Below are 16,762 nucleotides of genomic sequence, written 5' to 3'. Positions count from 1 at the left end.
CGGCTCCCATGCCGCAACTCCCGTGGTCCGCGCCGATATTCGTTTCGTGTCGTCCGGCGCGCGGCCTACTGTGACGCGGTGGCGACTCGGATGCAGACTCAGATGATCATTCTCAACGGTGGTTCCAGCTCGGGGAAGTCCGGGATCGTGCGGTGTCTTCAGGCCGTACTGCCTGACCCCTGGCTGGCGTTCGGGTGTGACTCGTTCGTCGACGCGCTGCCCGCGCGGATGCGGGCGTCGGACGAGGGCATCGTGTTCGCGGCGGACGGCGGGGTGAGCGTCGGAGCTGAGTTCCGGGCGCTGGACGCGGCCTGGGCCAAGGGCGTAGCGACGATGGCTCGTTCCGGGGCGCGGGTCGTCATCGACGACGTGTTCCTCGGCGGAGCGGCGTCGCAGCGGCGCTGGCAAGAGGCCGTGGGCGATCTGGACGTGCTGTGGGTCGGCGTGCGCTGCGAGCGCGCGGTCGCGGAGGGCCGTGAGATCGCCCGGGGCGACCGAGTCGTGGGGATGGCGGCCTCGCAGGCGGAGGCGGTGCACCAAGGGGTGCGCTACGACCTCGAAGTGGACACGACCCACACCGAGTCCCTCGTGTGCGCCCGGGCCATCGCGGCCCGCGTGCGCTGACCAACCGCGGCACACGGCACACGGCACACAGGACCACGACACGCAGAAGGGCTCCCGCAGCGGCACGTTCCTGCGGGAGCCCTTCGTCGTACGGGGTTCGTCGTACGAGGTGTTACGCCGTCACGGCGCGAGCAGCAGGCTGTCGCCCCGCTCCTTGGCCGCCGCGTAACGCTTCGCCACGTCCTGCCAGTTGACGACCTGCCACATCGCGTCGATGAAGTCGACCTTCTGGTTCTTGTACTGAAGGTAGAAGGCGTGCTCCCAGGCGTCGAAGACCAGGATCGGGGTGGATCCCTGGCCGACGTTGCCCTGGTGGTCGTAGACCTGCTCCACGATCAGACGGCCGCTCAGCGGCTCGTAGGCCAGAACTCCCCAGCCGGAGCCCTGAGTCGTCGCCGACGCCTTCGTCAGCTGCGCCTTGAAGGCGGCGAAGGAGCCGAACGACTCCGCGATGGCGTCGGCCAGTTCGCCCACGCCGTCCTTGTCCAGGGGCTCGCCGCCGCCCTCACCGGTCATGTTGTGCCAGTAGATCGAGTGCAGGATGTGCCCGGAGAGGTGAAAGGCCAGGTTCTTCTCCAGCCCGTTGATCGAACCCCACGTCTCCTTGTCCCGCGCCTCGGCGAGCTGCTCCAGGGTGTCGTTCGCGCCCTTCACGTACGCCGCGTGGTGCTTGTCGTGGTGCAGCTCGATGATCTCCGGGCTGATCACGGGGGCGAGCGCCGCGTAGTCGTACGGAAGCTCCGGGAGCGTGTAAACCGCCATGTCCAACGTCCTCCGACGTTCTTGCGAATAGTATGCAGCTGCACGCTAACAGTAGAAGCGAGCAGTTGCCGATCAGGCATTGGACCTAGGACTTCGGCCGTGTCGCGGAGTTCGGTCCGATCCGGCTCCCGATCGGGGTGCGGATACCCATTCACGTCCCTTCTATTGCACACTACTTGCAATAACCTAATGGGTGCAGCAAGAGGCGCAGGAAGAAGTGGTCATGGGTTCTCCGATCGTGCTGGGCATCGAGTCGTCGTGTGACGAGACCGGCGCGGGACTCGTCCGGGACGGGAGGCTGCTCGGGCACGCGATCGCGTCGAGCATGGACGAGCACGCGCGCTACGGGGGCGTCGTGCCCGAGGTCGCCGCGCGCGCCCATGTGCACTCCCTGCGCCCGGTCGTGCGGCGGGCGTTGAACGAGGCGAGCCTGCGGCTCTCCGACGTCGGCGCGGTCGCCGTCACCACCGGGCCGGGGCTGTCGGGCGCGCTCCAGGTGGGCCTGGCCGGGGCGAAGGGCATCGCGTACGCGCTCGGCGTCCCCCTCCACGGCGTGCACCACCTCGCCGGTCATGTCGCCGCCGACACCCTGGAGCACGGGCCGCTGCCCGACCCCTGCACGGTGCTGATCGTGTCCGGCGGGCACACCGCGCTGCTCCTCGTCCGCGATCTGGTCCGCGATCCGATCCTCCATCTCGGTGACACGCTCGACGACGCGGCCGGCGAGTGCTTCGACAAGGTGGCGCGGGTCTTCGGTCTGCCGTATCCGGGCGGTCCGGCCATCGACCGGGTGGCGCGCGAGGGCGATCCGCGCGCCGTCTCCTTCCCGCGCCCGCTGACCGGGGCGCGCGACGATCCGTACGCCTTCTCCTTCTCGGGGCTGAAGACGGCCGCCGCGCGCTGGGCTGAGGGGCACGCGGGCCGTGAGCTGCCGGTGGCGGACGGCGCGGCCTCGCTCCAGGAGGCCGTCGCCGACGTGCTGACCCGCAAGGCGGTCGCGGCCTGTGCCGAGCACGGTGTGGGCACGCTGGTCGTCGTGGGCGGGGTGGCCGCGAACTCGCGGGTGCGCTCGCTCGCCGAGGAGCGGTGCCGGGCGGCCGGGATCGAGCTGCGGGTGCCGCCGCTGCGGCTGTGCACCGACAACGGCGCGATGATCGCCGCCGTCGGCGACCTCCTCGTACGCGCCGGGGCCGAGCCCGCGCCGCTGGACGTGTCGATCGATCCGTCGGCGCCGCTGGAGTACGCGGCCCTGCACCCGCTCTCCGCGCGTTCCGCGGGCGGGGCGAAGGAGGTGGCCGCCTGATGGACGTTCAGGTCATGACGAGCTCCGAACTCCTCGCGCACGAAGCTGAGTTGCGGTCCGTGTACGTCGACGCCTTCTGCGCCCCGCCGTGGAGCGAGGGCGAGGAGGAGGCCGACGCCTTCGTGCGGCGGCTCGCGGGGCAGGTGCGGCGGCCCGGCTTCACCGCCGCGATCGCCTTCGCCGAGCCGGGGCCGGTGCCGGGCCCTGGGGACGCCGGCTCCCCGGCATCCGGCCGCACCGGCCCGCGGACCGCCGGGGTCCTCGGCTTCGCCACCGCCTGGACCACCCTCGCCCCCTTCCCCACCGACCGCTGCTACCCCGAGGCCGCCGCCGGTCTGGGCCCGGCCCACACCGTCGACTGGCTGTGCGGGGCCCGCGAGGTGGACGAACTCGCCGTGCGCCCGTCGGCCCACGGCACCGGAGTCGCCGCGCGGCTCCTGGAGGCCGTCACCGAGGGCGCTCCCGGCGGGCGTTCGTGGCTGCTCACCTCCGTACGGTCCGCCCGAGCCATGGCCTTCTACCGCCGGCAGGGCTGGAGCCAGGCCACCCACCCCTCCCCCGACGGCGCGGGCGTCGCCGTCTTCCTCGGCCCCCGTCACCCCGCGCGGTCCCTGACCGCCCAGCCCCTGTAAGCATCCGGAGACCCACGTGCGCACCGCCGAGATCCGCGGGCTCGGGGCGGCGGGGCGGTTCAGGCGTCCACGGGGGTCTTCGTGGCGCGCAGCCGCTGGACGAGGGCGAGGACGAGGTCCAGGACCAGGAAGCCGAGCAGGGTCCAGCCCAGCAGCGGGAAGGCCCAGCCGACGAACACGGTGACGGGCACGACGACGGCCAGGGCGGGCCAGGGCAGCCGCCGCCAGGTGCCGCGCGCGGGCGCACGGCCGGCCAGGGCGCGGCGGTCGGTCCGGGTGGGCCTGCGCTGCCACCACGAGCGGTAGCCGAGCACGATGCCCGCGCTGAGGCCGAGGGCGATGACCGCCAGCACGATCTGGTTGGCGAGACCGAACAGGACGCCCATGTGGGCGGCGACGCCGAGCTTGGACAGCTTGGCGAGGACGGGGTAGTCCGCCCAGTCGACGCGCGAGGTGATCTCACCGCTGTGCGGGTCGACGGCCGCCTGGTCCATGCGGACCGGCCACTGGTTGTCGGTCTGGGTGACGGTCCAGGTGCTCTTCTCGTCGGCGGGGGTTCCGATCTCGACCGGCCCGTCCAGCCCGGCGGCGCGGGCCTTCTCGTAGACCTCGTCGACGGTCAGCCCGGCGGGCAGTCCCGTGGCCGCGGAGCCCTGACCGCCGTGGTGGCCGCTCTCTTCGTGCGAGGCCGACGCCGAGCCGCTCATCGCGGTGTCCAGCTCGGCGGGGAAGGCGCTGAGCGAGGTGCGCAGCTCGAAGAAGCGCTCACCGGCGTGCGCGGACCAGGTCAGACCGGTGGCGCTGAGGACGAGCAGACCGAGCGAGATCCACACGCCGGTGACGGCGTGCAGGCTGCGGGTGCGGCGCACGCCCCGGGTGCCGCGCTCGGGCAGCACGGTGTTTCGTGCCGAGCCGCCCGCGTACGAACGGCGACGGCCGAACCACATCGCGAGGCCGCCGAGGACGAGCACCCACAGCCAGCTCGCGGCGAGCTCGGAGTAGAGGCGGCCCGTCTCACCGAGGTGGAGGTTGCGGTGCAGGTCGTCCAGCCAGGTGGTCAGCGGAGTGGAACCCCACCAGGTGGTGAGTGCGCCGCGGACCTCGCCCGTGTAGGGGTCGACGTAGACGGTGCGCTGCTTGTCCTGCTCGGCGAGTTCCGGCACCGAGAGGACCACCTTGGTGGTCTGGTCGGACTCGGCGGGCGGGATGACCGAGACGATGCTGCCCTCGGGGTGCGCCTCGCGGGCGGCGGCGATCTGCTCGGTCAGCGGCTTCGGCGTGTCGCCGACCTTGTCGACGTACAGCTGCTCGCCGTAGACGAGCTGGTCGAGCTGCGGGACGGCGGTGTAGGCGAGGCCGGTCAGGGCGGCGACGAGGAGGAAGGGGGCGACCAGGATGCCGGCGTAGAAGTGGAGCCGGGTGAGCAGGGGCCACCAACCGGAGCGGGAACGGGTGGCGCCGGGGCGGGGCTCGCCCTTGGACGGTGCCGTCGCGGCGGGGGCCTCGCCGGCGGCGGGGGCGGCGGTGTCGGCGTCCGGCCGCGGCACGTCGGGGCTCGCTTCGGGGTCGGTCTCGGGGGCGGCTCCGGGCTGGGTGCCGGGGCCGACCGCGGACTTCGCCGCGGACTCGGGCTCGGGGGCGGCTTCGGGCTTCGCCGCGGACTCGGGGTCGACATCGGGGTCGACGGTGGACTTCGCCGCGGACTCGGGGTCGGCTTCGGGTTTCGCCGCCGGCTCGGTGGCGGGCGCGGTGTCGGATCTGACGCCGGTCGCGTCCCCGGTCCCGCTCTCGGCGACCGTCTCTTTCCCGTTCTCGTTCTCGGTGTCGGTCGCGGCCGGCGGCGAGGACGGGGTCTCGTCGGAGGAGGTCGCGGAAGTGGTGCTCAAGACATGGCTCCTGGGTCTGGGCGCGGCCCGCGTCACAGAGGCGGGCGAGGTGTCACACGCTGGGAAGGCACGGCTCGCCCGCGGCCGGAGGGGACGGCGTGCGGCCGGTCCGGTCGGCGGGGCGTACCCGTGAGAGCCGTGGCGGGCGTCCGGTCGGGGACCGGGCGCGCACGGCGGACACCGCGTCGCCGGACGGTGCCGTCAGCACCTCCGGTACGCGGATCAGCGAGCGAACAGCGCGGGCGGACCCCGCCGCGCGAGACTGTGCTCCAGTACCTGGGACCGGCGCGGCGCCGACGCCGAACGGGCGAGCGCCGGAAGCCACTTGCCCGGCAGCCGGCCGTCCGGATGCAGCCAGCGCCACACCAGGGCCAGGGCCCGCAGCGTCGCCGAGACCGGCGCGCGCAGCAGGCTGCACAACCGCCAGACGAGGGCCTCGCCCTGACGCAGCCACCAGGCGGCGCCGAGTCCGGCGATCAGGTGAGCGAGGAGCATGGACGGAGTGCCGTGGGCCAAGAGCGTGCCCAACGGGTCCTCGGCGCCGCCCCACAGCTCCGCGGAGTCCACCGCGACCAGGGAGCCCTGATGACCGGTGTGCCCCTGACCTGCGGCGTGCCCGGCATGCCCGGTGTAGCCCGCCTGGGACGGCGTGGCGTGCCGGGAGGAGTCGGCGAGCGCGAACAGGACGTGCAGCGCGCCCTGGACGACGGTGACGGCGCCGCCGATCTCGACCAGGGTGCGTTCACGGCAGGCGAGCCGCCCGGCCGTGGCCGCGATCGCCAGCGCACCGATCGCCAGCAGCGCCGCCGGCGGGTGGTGGCCGGAGGCCATGCCGTGTCCGGAGGCGGCGAGCAGCACGCACACCAAGGTGAACGCCGCGACACGCAGGAAGCGGAGCGGACCGTGCTCAGCCATCGCCCCTCCTCGCGCGCTCACCCGGCCGTGCCGGTTCCGTTGTTGTTTGGTACTACGTACGCAGCCGCACGTCCGCTCAGTTCCGGCCACACGAAGTCTTCGATCCTGTGAATGGCCGATCCTCGCACCCCGCCCCGCCGGTGCGTGAGCGCGGTCACCGTACACGGTTGTCGAACGGCCGCCCGTCACCGGGGCACCCCCTGGTTCCCGCCAGAGCGCGGGGATCGCGGACAGCGGGACGGCGTGGCTCAGACGGGCAACCCGTAGGCGCGGTCGAAGTGCTGGGCCACGAGGTGTCCGGCTCCGTCGCAGGAGAGCTGCCAGTCGTTGATGCCCGTTTCGCGGCCGTCGGTGAAGTTCCACAGGAGGCGGCCGGAGGCGGTGTCGATCGCGTAGAAGCCGTTCTTGTTCTCGAGGGCGGGGACGTACACGGCGTGCGCACCGACCGCGATCGGGTTGTCGATGCCGAGGCGGGGCGTCTCGCAGAACCAACGCCGGGCGCCGTTCGAGGCGTTGAAGGCGTGGACGCCGTAGGGGTCGGTGCCGATGGCGTAGACGGTGTTGCCGCCCGCGCCGAGCGAGGCGTACATGCCGCGTTCGGCCTTGGCCTTCCAGCGGAGCCGTCCGGTGGGCAGGTCCAGGGCGATGAGCTCGGAGCCGATGGCGAAGACGGTCCGGCCCAGCGCGGCCAGTCCCGGCCGGAGGTCGTAGCCCACCTGGTGCCGCCAGAGCAGGCTTCCGCCGTCGCGGGTGTTGCGGACGGCGACGTTGCGCAGTCCGTCGGCGTAGATGAAGTAGTCGGAGGTGATGAGGGGTTGGAGCGGGATGCCGACGTCCTCCGGGTCGACCGGGATGATCAGGGCCTGGTGGGCCTTGAGGTTGACGCCGAAGACCGTGCTGGTGGAGGTGGCGACGCCCTGCTCGGTCGACTGGCGTTCGAGGCTGGCGCCGAGGACGGAGACGGCGTATCCGTCGTAGCTGCCGAGGAGTTGGTCGAACTGGTAGTCCTCGCCGAAGTCGAGGGTGAACCGTTCGGCGCCGCTGGCCGGGTCCACGCCGATCAGCGTCGCGCCGGTGCCGAGCGCGACGGCGGCGTCGGAGGTGAGCAGGACGGGGGTGGGCGAGAGGCTGATGCCCTGGTAGACCCACTTGGGCTGGGCGCCGTTCTCCACGTCGAGGCAGATCATGGCGCCGGGGCGGGTCTTCATCAGGGCCGTGCCCTCGTGGAAGACGGCCGGGGCTTGCAGCAGCGGGCCGCCGCGGTAGACCCAGGCCGGCTCGGGGGGCGGACCCAGTGGGCGTACCGCCTGTCCGGTGGGCTGTCCGCCCGTTCCCCGGGCGACGAAGACCGCGCCTGCGGCCAGGGCGGTGCCCGCCGCCGCGGTCGCGACGAGGACCGCACGCCGGGAGACGGAGCGGGCGGGGGCCCGGTGGTGCGGGGGCGCGGCGGAAGCGGTCGGTGCGGTGGGCGTGTCGGGCGCGATGAGGGCGGTGGGTGAGGTGAGGGCGGTGGGCGCGGTGAGGTCGCCGGGTGCGGCGGATGCGCCGGCCGAGGTGGGTGCGGTGAGTGCGGTGGAACGTTCCGCCACCAGGTCGTCCGGGAGGGGGAACGGCTCCAGGCGCGGCGAGCCGACGGCACTCGCGCCCTCCGCTCCGTGGACGACGTCGGCTGTGCCGTCGGCGGCGACAGCGGTGACCGCGGAGCTGACGGGAGCGGCGGTGACGGCGGCGGCGGTCTCGTACGACGATCGCGCCGCCGGCACCCGCCCGAGCCCCCGCCCCGGCGCCGGGGTCAGGGACCGCGTGAGGCGGTCGAGGTCCGTCACCGCCGCCCGGCGTTCGGCGACCATCGCGGCCACCGGTGCCGGCAGCCAGCCCTCCGTCAGCACCAGTTCGGCGCCGCCCGGCGCGCAGGCCGCGGAGAGCCGGTCGGGGAGGACGCGCAGGGCCGGGTCCTTGGCGTGACAGAGGCTGATGATCTTGTCGAGCGGCTCGGGCACCGCCGTCAGGTCGGGTGAGCCGTGGACCACCTGGTAGAGCAGCGCCGCCGCCGCGGCTCCGGTGAACGGCGCGTGCCCGGAGGCGGCGAAGGCGAGCACGGAGCCGAGGCAGAAGACGTCGCCCTCCGGGCCCATCGGATCGCCGGTGGCCTGCTCGGGGCACATGTAGTCGAGGGAGCCGAACAGTGCGCCGGATCCGGTGAGTTCGTAGCCGTCGCGGGCGCGGACGATGCCGAAGTCGATGACGCGCGGGCCGTCGGCGGCGAGGAGCACGTTGGACGGTTTGAGGTCGCGGTGCACCAGCCCCTCGGCGTGCACCGCGATCAAGGCCTCGGCGATGCCCGCGCCCAGCGCGAGGACCGTCTCCACCGGCAGCGCCCCGTGCTCTTCGACCGCCTCGGCCAGCGTCGGGCCGGGTATGTAGTCGGTGGCGAGCCATGGTGTCTCTTCGTCCGGTGCGGCGTCGACCACGGGCACCGTGTACATGCCTCCCACGGCCGCCGCGGCCGCCACCTCGCGGCGGAAGCGGATGCGGAAGTTCTTGTCCTCCGCCATCTCGGGGCGGATGACCTTGACGGCGACGGTACGGCCGTCCGGCGACGTCCCCAGATAGACCCGGCCCATGCCGCCTGCTCCGAGCCGGGCCACGAGGCGGTAGGGCCCCAGTCGCTCGGGGTCGTCTGGGCGCAGTGGTTTCATGCCCTCAACCGCCTGTTCTCGGAGGTGACGGGCGGGGGGTCCGCCCGGCTGCGGGGAAGGCCCGGTGGGGGGTCCGGCAACAGACTAGAGGCTGGAGTGACGGACGAGGACGGTTCCTGAGAGCCGTTTTCAACTACCCGCAGGTAGGCGTTCAGCTCTCGTTCCGCCCCCGGAAGTCGATGTGACGTCGCGTCAGAGGTCGGGTGACACGTGCTCGCGCTGCGGGAACGGCGCGCGATGAGCAACAAAATGCAGCGGGAAACCATGCAGAGGTCCGAAGACCGGCGGTGACCGGCGATGTGCCGAAGGTCACCTCCCGGCGCCGGCTCGTTAGGCTGTTCGCCGACCTCTGACGGTTCGTCCGCCGTCCCGGTCCCGGTTTCGGTGAGCTGCGCAAACGCCCGTACGGGGGCGGTTCGTACGCCTGCCCGGGTGACGCGTGGGCCGACGCGTCATGTTGCGGAGGTGACGGAGGGTCGATTGCCTCGTCAGTGGCGTACAACAGAGGCGCCGCCAGACAGGCCGGACGTGCTCCACTGGAGGGTTCACTTGCGAAACACACACTTTGGCGTTGGTATCGGCCTGGTCGTCGGTGCCCTGGCTCTGCAGATCCCCGTCGCCGCCGCAGCCGACGACTCGGGTCTCGACATCCGCTCGCGCAGCGGCTCCCCCGGCTCCACGGTCACCGTCAGCACCACGGCGTGCGGCGAGGACGTGACCTACGGCAAGGGCGAGTCGGAGGTGGCGGGCGCGTTCCACCTCTTCGAGGGCGCGAGCAAGGGTGTGCTGACCGGCAAGTTCACGGTGCCGGAGGGGACGCTGCCCGACACCGACACCGTCACCGTCAAGTGCCCGCCCCGGATCAAGATGACGGACACGTACGACCTGTCGGCGCCCCGGCCGGACGGGGCCGTGGAGGCCGGGTTCGGGGACGCGCAGGGCTCGACCGGGCAGCTCGCGCTGGGCGGGGCGCTGGTCGCCGCTGCCGCCGCCGGGTGGATGGTGAGGGCGCGTCACCGCTCGAACGGCGCCCGCGGCTGATTCGTACGGACACCGCCGCACCGGCCCCCGGCACCGTCCTCGCGACGGGCTCCGGGGGCCGCGCAACTGACATTCCGACCCCGCCGTAGGCAAGAGGCTCAACCGCGATGGCACCCGGGCACGACACCGGCGCTTCCCCGCCCTCGTACACCCCCTCGGTCAGGCTGCTGACCTGGACGCTGCTGGTCGGTGTCCTGCTGGTGACCGGCGCGCTGCACGAGGGCGAACCCCCGCAGCCGTCGGCGGGCCAGGGCTTCCCCGCCCCGGCAGGACCGGCGGGACCGACGGGACCGACGGGACCGACGGGACCGACGGGACCGACGGCTTCGGCTGGTCCGGCAGGTTCTGCTGGCCCGCCCTCCGGCAGCGCTTCCCCCTCGCCGGGCTCCCGCGTCAGGGCGCTGCCCGCGGCGGAGCCGCTGCGGCTGCGGATCCCCGTCATCGACGTGAACGCCCCCCTGACGAGACTGGACCTCGACGCGTCCGGTTCGCTGCGCCCCCCGCCCGCCGACCGCTCCGACCTCGCGGGCTGGTACGGCGACGGCACCCCGCCCGGCTCCGTCGGGACCGCCGTCACCGCCGGGCACGTGGACCTGCGCGACGGCAGCCGCGGCGTCTTCTACGCGCTCGGCGCGCTGTCCAGGGGGGCCGCCATCGAGATCGACCGGGCGGACCGGCGTACGGCCGTGTTCACCGTCGACGCGGTGGAGGTCTACGACAAGGACAGGTTCCCCAGCGAGAAGGTGTACGGCGGCACCGGCCGGCCCGAGCTGCGGGTGATCACCTGCGGCGGCGGCTACGCCGAACACTCGGGCTACCAGGGCAACGTCGTGGTGTACGCGACGCTCACCGCGGTGAAGTAGCCGCCGGCGACGAGCCCCACGTGGCCTCGGACATCCTCGCGTAGGCTACGCGCCCCGCTGACGCCGCTCCCGCAGCGCCTGGAGGACGGACCAGACCACGGCCACCAGCGGTACGGCCACCACCGCGCCCACCACGCCCGCCGCGACCGCTCCGCCCACCACCGACAGGGCCACCACCACCGGGTGCAGCCGCACCGCCCAGCTCATCACGACCGGGTGCAGGACGTGTCCTTCGAGCTGGCCGATGACCACGATCAGGGCCACGACCAGCACGGCGGTCAGCGCTCCCTTGGACGCCAGCGCGACCACGGCGGCGACCGCGAGCGCGATCGGGGAGCCGATCAGCGGGATGAAGGCGGCGAAGAACTCCAGGAGCGCCAGCGGCACCGCGAGCGGCACCCGCAGCAGGGACAGGGCGATGCCCACCAGGACCGCGTTGGTCGCGGCCACCAGCAGGATGCCGTGGGTGTAGCCGGTGAAGGTCCGCCAGGCGGCTCCGCCCGCGACCGCGACCCGCTCACGGGCGGCCGGGGGCATCTGGGCGCAGAACCAGCGCCACTGACGGCCGCCGGAATGGATGAAGAAGACCGAGCAGAACAGGGCGAGGGCGAGCACCGTCAGCACTTCGAGGAGCCGGCTCGCGCCGCTGAGCGCCGTGCTGATGACGGTGGAGCGGTGGCTCGACAGCAGTTCGCCGACACGGGACTGGATGTCGTCGAGCGCGCCCGGGTCCAGCCGGAACGGGGGATCCTCCAGCCGGCGTTCGATCCGGTCGATCCCGGAGACGAACTCCCTTTCCAGGCCGGTCCGTTGCCCCGCGACCGTCTCGCCCGCCAGGGCCAGCACGCCGAGGACGAGGACGATGCCGCCGACGAGCGCGACGGCGACGGCGACCGGGCGGGGCACGAGGCGGGCGAGGAGGTCGGCCACCGGCCGGAGCACGGCGGTGACGACGAGCCCGAGGAAGACGGCGACGGCGATGCGGTGGAACTGCCCCAGCAGGGAGAAGGCCGCCTGCACGACGATGCCGACGGCCAGGATCCGCCAGGCGTAGGCGGCGGCGAGGCGCAGCAGTCCGGGCACGCGCGACTCCGCGCCGCCCGGATCGGAGTGTGTGGACATCGTCATGCTCGTACCACCGGCCGACCGGGACGCCGCGGGTGCGGCCGCGGATTCGCCCGAACGGTTCGTCCCTGAGGCGCTACGGCACTGGGGCGCTGCTTCGTTCGCTACGGCGCCGCGCGCTGGGACAGCGCGGTGCGGGCCAGCCCGCGCAGCCAGGTGTGGGCGTGGTCGGTGTCGTAGCGCTGATGCCACGACAGGTATATCGGCGCCGAGGGCAGTTCGAGCGGGAGCGGGAGCACGACCAGGCCGAGGTCGGCGACCGCCGAACGGGTGGTGGCCTCGGGGACGCTGACCAGGAGGTCGGAGCCGCGTGCGAACTCCAAGGCGGCTGCTTCCGTGGGCGCGCTCGCCACCACGCGGCGGGTGAGGCCGAGCCGCGCGAGGGCGTCGTCGAGGCCGTTGCCGAGGTTTCCGCGCCGGGAGACGGTGACGTGGTCGGCGGCGGCGTACCGCTTCGCGGTGACGGTCTTGACGCGGGTGAGGGGGTGCCCCTGCCTCACGACCATGACGAGGCGGGTCTCGCCCACGTTCTCGGCACGGATGTCCGGTGCGCTCGGGCGGTCGGCGTTCGCCTCCAGGTCGACCTCGCCGCGCCGCAGCTCGGGGGTGTCGTTGCTCGATTCCGCGACGAAGCGCAGGCGTACGCCCGGCGCCTGTTCGCGCACGGCCGCGAGCAGCGCGGGGCCGCTCAGGGCGACCAGGGAGTCGTGCCAGCGGAGTGTGAACGTGCGCTCCAGCGTCGCCAGGTCGAGTTCCCGGCTCGGCGCCAGCACCCCCTGGACCTGGTGCAGCAGCTCGTGCACCTGTTCCCGGACGGCGATGGCGTACGGCGTCGGGGTCATCGTGCGGCCGGTGCGCACCAGGATCTGGTCTCCGGTCGTGCGGCGGATGCGGCCCAGGCTCCGGCTCATCGCGGGGGCGGTGACGTGCAGGCGCGCCGCCGCCCCGGCCACGCTTCCCTCCTCCAGCAGCGCGTCGAGCGCCGCGAGCAGGTTCAAATCCAATTGCATGCGAGTAATCCTAGACGTGCTTGACATGCATTTGAAGTTAATCAAGGGGCTGTATAGCTTCGATACCAGAGCGCAGGACGGAACGCACGGCCCGGCTCGACCGACCTCAACACCCCTTTCTCACACGGAAGTACGCCATGTCCGAAACCCTTCAGACCGAGGCCGCCACCACCGAGGCCGCCGCCACCGACGCTGCCGCCACCGACGCCGAGTTGCTCGACCGGACCGCGAGCGCCGTGCGCGAGGCCGGTTCGGCGCTGCGCGAGCGCTTCGGCGAGGTGGTCCGCTACGAGACCCGCGAAGAGCTGATGCGCGCGCTCGCCGTCAACGACGACGCGGCCCTCGACATCCTGCGCCCCCGCCTCACGGCCCTGCGCCCGGAGGCCGGCTGGGTGGAGGACGAGCTGGACGGCGGGGCGCTGCCGGCCGGCGAGTGGTGGGTCGTGGATCCGGCCGAGGGCAACGTCAACCACCTGCACGGGCTGCCGGAGTGGGCGGTGACCGCCACCCTGGTGCGGGAGAACCGGCCGGTCCTGACCGTGGTCCACCTGCCGTTGACCGGCGAGACCTACACCGCGCTCGCCGGCGCGGGCGCGCACCTCGACGGCCGGCCGCTGCGGGTCTCCCGGACCGCGGACCTCGGCCTGAGCATCGTGGCCACCAGCCAGGCCCGGCCGGACGAGGACGAGAAGGTCGTGCGGCGCGTCGGCTCCTCGATCACCGCGATGCTCTTCGACGCGCTCGTCGTCCGCACCGCCGTGCCCGCGACCCTGCATCTGGTGAACGTGGCCGCCGGCCGGATCGACGCCTTCTGGCAGTTCGCCGGCGCCCGCGCGGACCTGCTGCCCGGGGCGCTGCTCGTCACCGAGGCCGGCGGACGCATCTCCGACGCCGAGGGCCGCCCCTGGACCCCGCAGAGCGAGAGCCTCCTGGCCGCCGCGCCGGGCATCCACGCCGAGGCCGTCGCCACGCTCTCCCGCTGACCGCGCCCCCCGCGACCCGCGACCCGCGACCCGCGACCCGCGACCCGCACACAACTACCCCTGCACCACTACCCACTTGCATATCCACTTGCACGGAAGGACCAGATCATCATGACCACGATCGCAGTACTCGGAAACGGTCGCGTCGGCGGCAGCCTGGCCGCGGCTCTCACCCGGGCGGGGCACGAGGTGACCGTGGCGGGCCGCGCGCCGGGCGCCGCCGCCGACGCCGCCCGGACGGCCCGGATCGTCATCAACGCCACCCCGGGGGCCGGCTCGCTGGAGCGGCTCGCCGCCCTGCGCGAGGAACTGCGCGACACGATCCTCGTCGACGTCTCCAACGCCACCGTCGACGGACCGGACGGGCTGCCCGGCGACCTGGTCTACCCCGGCTCGAGCCTCGCCGAGCAACTTCAGGAAGCGCTCCCCGAGACGCGTGTCGTCAAGACGCTCAACACGATGCTCTTCTCGGTGATGACCGCGCCGGCCACGCTCTCCCAGGCGCCCGACGCCTTCCTCTCCGGCGACGACCCGCAGGCCAAGGAGACCGTCCGTGACCTGCTCGTCGACCTCGGCTGGCACAAGGAGTGGATCACTGATCTCGGCGGGATCCGGACCGCCCGCGCCACGGAGGCCGCGATCCTGTTCGTGCCGCACGTGATCCGGTCCAGCGGCTTCGCGCCCTTCGCGATATCGATCGCCCGCTGATCAGGTCGACCGGTCGCAGGTCTTCCGCACATGGCCCGGCTTCCCCGCCGGAAGCACGTCCCGGTCGCGCAGGACGACGCTGATGCTGTCGCCCCAGCCCTCGCAGGCCTTCGTCAGGCCCCGCCCGTCGTACTCGACGTCGACGACGTGCCGGCCGAACGCGGCGATGTAGTCACCGCACTCGTCGTACATGCCGCACTCCTCCACGACGGCGAAGTCCACGCCCACTTCCCGGCGGTCGGGGGCCAGTTCCGACGTGTTCTTCTGCGCGATGGCGAGTCCCCGGTCATGGGCGTGGTCCGCCAGCAGGGCGAGGAAGGCCTTGGCGTCGTCGGGGGTCAACGAGCCCTCGGGGGCGCGGGTGTAGCTGTCGTAGTTGTCGGGCTCGACGGCCTGGAAGCCCTTGGCCGCGCAGGCGTCGATCCACGTGTTCACCCGGGCGGCCACGCGTCGGCGCTTGGCGTCGGTGCCGATGTCCAGGAGCGCCTCGTCCCAGTCCTGGTCCACCACCACCTCGCCGCCCGCGTCCCGCAGCAGCAGGTCGTCGTCCCACTCCCCCTCCGCGTCCGGCTGCGCCTGGAAGGCGTTGACGTAACAGACGCCGTACGTGCCGGACGCGGGGGACGCGGTGTGATCACGGACGACGACCGAGACGCCGGCGGGCGGGGCGTAGGGGCCGCCGAGCTGGTAGTCGAATCCGGCGTGAACCGGCGGAAGCGTCACCTTCGCGGGGGCGGCCGGCGCCTCCCGCGGCCCCGCGGATCCCGAACAGCCCGCGGCGAGCAGGACCACGGAGAGGGCGGCCACCGCGAGGCCCGTCGCGGACCGACGGGGGCGAACGCCGAGGATGTGCATGGGAAGACAGGCTACCGCCCGTGATCAAGGCACTCACGTCGAGGTCAGGGGTGGCACCATGGGCCCTGCCGTATGTGCGGCGGGCATTCCGGTGGAGGGTGGTGGTGGGCGTGGTCGTCGGGTGGGAGTGGGACGAGACGCTGTTCTCGGGCGCGGCCGCCTACTACGCGCGGGGGCGACTGCCGTACGCCCCAGGTCTGGTGGACGTCCTCACCGAGGCGCTGGGGCTGGACGGGCGGGGCCGCCTCCTGGACGTGGGGTGCGGGCCGGGCACGCTCGCCCTGGAGCTGGCGCACCGGTTCGGCGAGGTCGTCGGCGTGGACCCGGACCGCGGAATGATCGCCGAGGCGGAGCGTGGAGCGGCCGAGGCGGGGGTGGCCGGGAAGGCGACGTGGGTGCGGGCCCGTGCCGAGCAACTTCCCGCAGGGCTGGGGGCGTTCACGGTGGTGACGTTCGGCCAGTCGTTCCACTGGATGGACCGTGACCTGGTAGCGGTGACCGTCAGGGGCATGCTCGAGCGCGGCGGGGCCCTGGTGCACGTCTCCGATGTGAAGGAGGAGAACCGGAGCCTGGACGGGCTGCCGTGGCCGGCGGTGCCGTACGCGGCTCTGGAGGAACTGGTCAGGCGGTACCTGGGGCCGGTCCGGCGCGCCGGGCAGGGCGTGCTGCCGCAGGGGACGCCGGGCGGTGAGTCGGCCGTCTACGCGCGGGCCGGTTTCCACGGCCCCGATCGTCATGTGGTGCCCGGAGGGCAGCTGTTGGAGCGCACGGTCGACGACGTCGTCGCCTGGATGTTCTCGATGTCCTTCGCGGCACCGCACCTGTTCGGCCCGCGCCGCGACGACTTCGAGACGGACCTGCGCCGACGACTGAGCAAGGCCTCCCCCTCCGGCCGCTTCTCCGAACTCGGGCCTGGCACCGAGGTGTTCGTCTGGTGGAAGGACCCGCGTTGAACGGGCGACCGGGCCGGACGGCCGTCGCGTGGACGCCGGCCCGCGTATGGCCGCTTCGCGGCCGCCGGAGGCAGGAGCACATGCACGGTCCCGTGGACGAACTCATCCTCGCGGTGGCCGACGCCGTCGCTCAACGGGCCCGTGTGCAGGGGGTGTTCATGCGAGGGCTCGTGTCGGTCCGTGATCTCGTCGTGAACGACGAGGCGGAGATCGCGATCGACTGCTTGGTCAACACGGTGAACTTCCATCGGTTGCCGTTGCGGCGGGACGAGTACGACCAGTTGATGGAAGCGGCCGACCGTCTCGGCTGTGCGGACGGCGTGACCGACGTCGATCCTCGGCTGCTCGTGCCCCCGTCCGACGAGTGATCTCTCCGAGCAAGGCAGGTACGGCGGAAGGACTC

Annotated in this window: 16 protein-coding genes; 9 read left to right on the top strand and 7 right to left on the bottom strand. The window is 72.9% G+C overall.

What is annotated here, in order from left to right; translation table 11 throughout:
* Nucleotides 1-102 precede the first annotated feature (102 nt).
* A complete protein-coding gene (gene cpt / locus ACFYX4_RS29360; protein WP_389339603.1) occupies nucleotides 103-624 on the top strand; it encodes a chloramphenicol phosphotransferase CPT in 522 nt (173 codons plus the stop codon).
* A 120-nt stretch (nucleotides 625-744) separates the two neighbouring features.
* Here the strand turns inward: cpt and ACFYX4_RS29355 are convergent, their stop codons facing one another.
* Nucleotides 745-1,386 (bottom strand): superoxide dismutase, encoded by a 642-nt coding sequence (locus ACFYX4_RS29355; protein WP_389339601.1) that lies wholly within the window; start codon nucleotides 1,384-1,386, stop codon nucleotides 745-747.
* A gap of 223 nt (nucleotides 1,387-1,609) precedes the next feature.
* Between ACFYX4_RS29355 and tsaD the strand changes: the two genes are divergently transcribed.
* Both tsaD and ACFYX4_RS29345 read left to right on the top strand, forming a co-directional pair.
* A complete protein-coding gene (gene tsaD, locus ACFYX4_RS29350; protein ID WP_389339599.1) occupies nucleotides 1,610-2,689 on the top strand; it encodes a tRNA (adenosine(37)-N6)-threonylcarbamoyltransferase complex transferase subunit TsaD in 1,080 nt (359 codons plus the stop codon).
* A complete protein-coding gene (locus ACFYX4_RS29345; RefSeq protein WP_389339597.1) occupies nucleotides 2,689-3,321 on the top strand; it encodes a GNAT family N-acetyltransferase in 633 nt (210 codons plus the stop codon). Before tsaD ends, ACFYX4_RS29345 begins: the two co-directional genes overlap by 1 nt.
* Nucleotides 3,322-3,380: 59 nt before the next feature.
* Here the strand turns inward: ACFYX4_RS29345 and ACFYX4_RS29340 are convergent, their stop codons facing one another.
* The 3 genes from ACFYX4_RS29340 to ACFYX4_RS29330 form a co-directional block, all read right to left on the bottom strand.
* Nucleotides 3,381-4,868 (bottom strand): PepSY-associated TM helix domain-containing protein, encoded by a 1,488-nt coding sequence (locus tag ACFYX4_RS29340; RefSeq protein WP_389339830.1) that lies wholly within the window; start codon nucleotides 4,866-4,868, stop codon nucleotides 3,381-3,383.
* Between the two features lie 561 nt (nucleotides 4,869-5,429).
* A complete protein-coding gene (locus ACFYX4_RS29335; protein ID WP_389339595.1) occupies nucleotides 5,430-6,122 on the bottom strand; it encodes a hypothetical protein in 693 nt (230 codons plus the stop codon).
* A gap of 248 nt (nucleotides 6,123-6,370) precedes the next feature.
* Nucleotides 6,371-8,821 (bottom strand): protein kinase, encoded by a 2,451-nt coding sequence (locus tag ACFYX4_RS29330; protein WP_389339593.1) that lies wholly within the window; start codon nucleotides 8,819-8,821, stop codon nucleotides 6,371-6,373.
* Nucleotides 8,822-9,370: 549 nt separating this feature from the next.
* Here ACFYX4_RS29330 and ACFYX4_RS29325 point away from each other — a divergent pair.
* Nucleotides 9,371-9,862, top strand: a complete 492-nt coding sequence (locus ACFYX4_RS29325) for a sortase (RefSeq protein WP_389339591.1) — start codon at nucleotides 9,371-9,373, stop codon at nucleotides 9,860-9,862.
* Nucleotides 9,863-9,969: 107 nt separating this feature from the next.
* A complete protein-coding gene (locus ACFYX4_RS29320) occupies nucleotides 9,970-10,725 on the top strand; it encodes a class F sortase (protein ID WP_389339589.1) in 756 nt (251 codons plus the stop codon).
* Between the two features lie 45 nt (nucleotides 10,726-10,770).
* Here ACFYX4_RS29320 and ACFYX4_RS29315 read toward each other — a convergent pair whose 3' ends face one another.
* Both ACFYX4_RS29315 and ACFYX4_RS29310 read right to left on the bottom strand, forming a co-directional pair.
* Nucleotides 10,771-11,847 carry an AI-2E family transporter gene (locus ACFYX4_RS29315; protein WP_389339587.1) on the bottom strand — a complete coding sequence of 359 codons (1,077 nt, stop codon included), beginning with the start codon at nucleotides 11,845-11,847 and terminating at the stop codon, nucleotides 10,771-10,773.
* Nucleotides 11,848-11,954: 107 nt separating this feature from the next.
* On the bottom strand, nucleotides 11,955-12,860 hold the full coding sequence (locus ACFYX4_RS29310) for a LysR family transcriptional regulator (protein ID WP_389339585.1): 906 nt from the start codon (nucleotides 12,858-12,860) through the stop codon (nucleotides 11,955-11,957).
* Between the two features lie 137 nt (nucleotides 12,861-12,997).
* On the opposite strand from ACFYX4_RS29310, the gene ACFYX4_RS29305 reads away from it, so the two are divergent.
* Together ACFYX4_RS29305 and ACFYX4_RS29300 are read left to right on the top strand one after the other, a co-directional pair.
* Nucleotides 12,998-13,843 carry an inositol monophosphatase family protein gene (locus ACFYX4_RS29305; protein WP_389339583.1) on the top strand — a complete coding sequence of 282 codons (846 nt, stop codon included), beginning with the start codon at nucleotides 12,998-13,000 and terminating at the stop codon, nucleotides 13,841-13,843.
* 111 nt (nucleotides 13,844-13,954) lie between these two features.
* On the top strand, nucleotides 13,955-14,551 hold the full coding sequence (locus tag ACFYX4_RS29300) for an NADPH-dependent F420 reductase (protein ID WP_389339581.1): 597 nt from the start codon (nucleotides 13,955-13,957) through the stop codon (nucleotides 14,549-14,551).
* Here the strand turns inward: ACFYX4_RS29300 and ACFYX4_RS29295 are convergent, their stop codons facing one another.
* Entirely contained in the window at nucleotides 14,552-15,406 is an 855-nt protein-coding gene (locus ACFYX4_RS29295; protein WP_389339579.1) for an endo alpha-1,4 polygalactosaminidase, read from the bottom strand. It lies immediately after the preceding gene.
* Nucleotides 15,407-15,516: 110 nt separating this feature from the next.
* Here ACFYX4_RS29295 and ACFYX4_RS29290 point away from each other — a divergent pair, with 110 nt between their 5' ends.
* Together ACFYX4_RS29290 and ACFYX4_RS29285 are read left to right on the top strand one after the other, a co-directional pair.
* Nucleotides 15,517-16,359 (top strand): class I SAM-dependent methyltransferase, encoded by an 843-nt coding sequence (locus ACFYX4_RS29290; RefSeq protein ID WP_389339828.1) that lies wholly within the window; start codon nucleotides 15,517-15,519, stop codon nucleotides 16,357-16,359.
* 80 nt (nucleotides 16,360-16,439) lie between these two features.
* Nucleotides 16,440-16,727, top strand: coding sequence for a hypothetical protein (locus ACFYX4_RS29285; protein WP_389339577.1), 288 nt, complete (start codon nucleotides 16,440-16,442; stop codon nucleotides 16,725-16,727).
* Nucleotides 16,728-16,762 lie beyond the last annotated feature (35 nt).

The organism is Streptomyces sp. NPDC002328, from assembly GCF_042890065.1.
Lineage (GTDB): Bacteria > Actinomycetota > Actinomycetes > Streptomycetales > Streptomycetaceae > Streptomyces.
The sequence above is the reverse complement of the archived record's forward strand: the minus strand, read 5'-3'. Positions and strand labels throughout refer to the sequence as shown.

What these genes read in the sequence shown, in the direction of transcription:
- ACFYX4_RS29355 (WP_389339601.1), bottom strand. Translation starts at nt 1,386, where the DNA reads ATGGCGGTTTACACGCTCCCGGAGCTTCCGTACGACTACGCGGCGCTC.
- ACFYX4_RS29310 (WP_389339585.1), bottom strand. Translation starts at nt 12,860, where the DNA reads ATGCAATTGGATTTGAACCTGCTCGCGGCGCTCGACGCGCTGCTGGAG.
- cpt (WP_389339603.1), top strand. Translation starts at nt 103, where the DNA reads ATGATCATTCTCAACGGTGGTTCCAGCTCGGGGAAGTCCGGGATCGTG.
- ACFYX4_RS29300 (WP_389339581.1), top strand. Translation starts at nt 13,955, where the DNA reads ATGACCACGATCGCAGTACTCGGAAACGGTCGCGTCGGCGGCAGCCTG.
- ACFYX4_RS29305 (WP_389339583.1), top strand. Translation starts at nt 12,998, where the DNA reads ATGTCCGAAACCCTTCAGACCGAGGCCGCCACCACCGAGGCCGCCGCC.
- ACFYX4_RS29315 (WP_389339587.1), bottom strand. Translation starts at nt 11,847, where the DNA reads ATGTCCACACACTCCGATCCGGGCGGCGCGGAGTCGCGCGTGCCCGGA.
- ACFYX4_RS29320 (WP_389339589.1), top strand. Translation starts at nt 9,970, where the DNA reads ATGGCACCCGGGCACGACACCGGCGCTTCCCCGCCCTCGTACACCCCC.
- ACFYX4_RS29285 (WP_389339577.1), top strand. Translation starts at nt 16,440, where the DNA reads ATGCACGGTCCCGTGGACGAACTCATCCTCGCGGTGGCCGACGCCGTC.
- tsaD (WP_389339599.1), top strand. Translation starts at nt 1,610, where the DNA reads ATGGGTTCTCCGATCGTGCTGGGCATCGAGTCGTCGTGTGACGAGACC.
- ACFYX4_RS29330 (WP_389339593.1), bottom strand. Translation starts at nt 8,821, where the DNA reads ATGAAACCACTGCGCCCAGACGACCCCGAGCGACTGGGGCCCTACCGC.
- ACFYX4_RS29335 (WP_389339595.1), bottom strand. Translation starts at nt 6,122, where the DNA reads ATGGCTGAGCACGGTCCGCTCCGCTTCCTGCGTGTCGCGGCGTTCACC.
- ACFYX4_RS29345 (WP_389339597.1), top strand. Translation starts at nt 2,689, where the DNA reads ATGGACGTTCAGGTCATGACGAGCTCCGAACTCCTCGCGCACGAAGCT.
- ACFYX4_RS29295 (WP_389339579.1), bottom strand. Translation starts at nt 15,406, where the DNA reads ATGCACATCCTCGGCGTTCGCCCCCGTCGGTCCGCGACGGGCCTCGCG.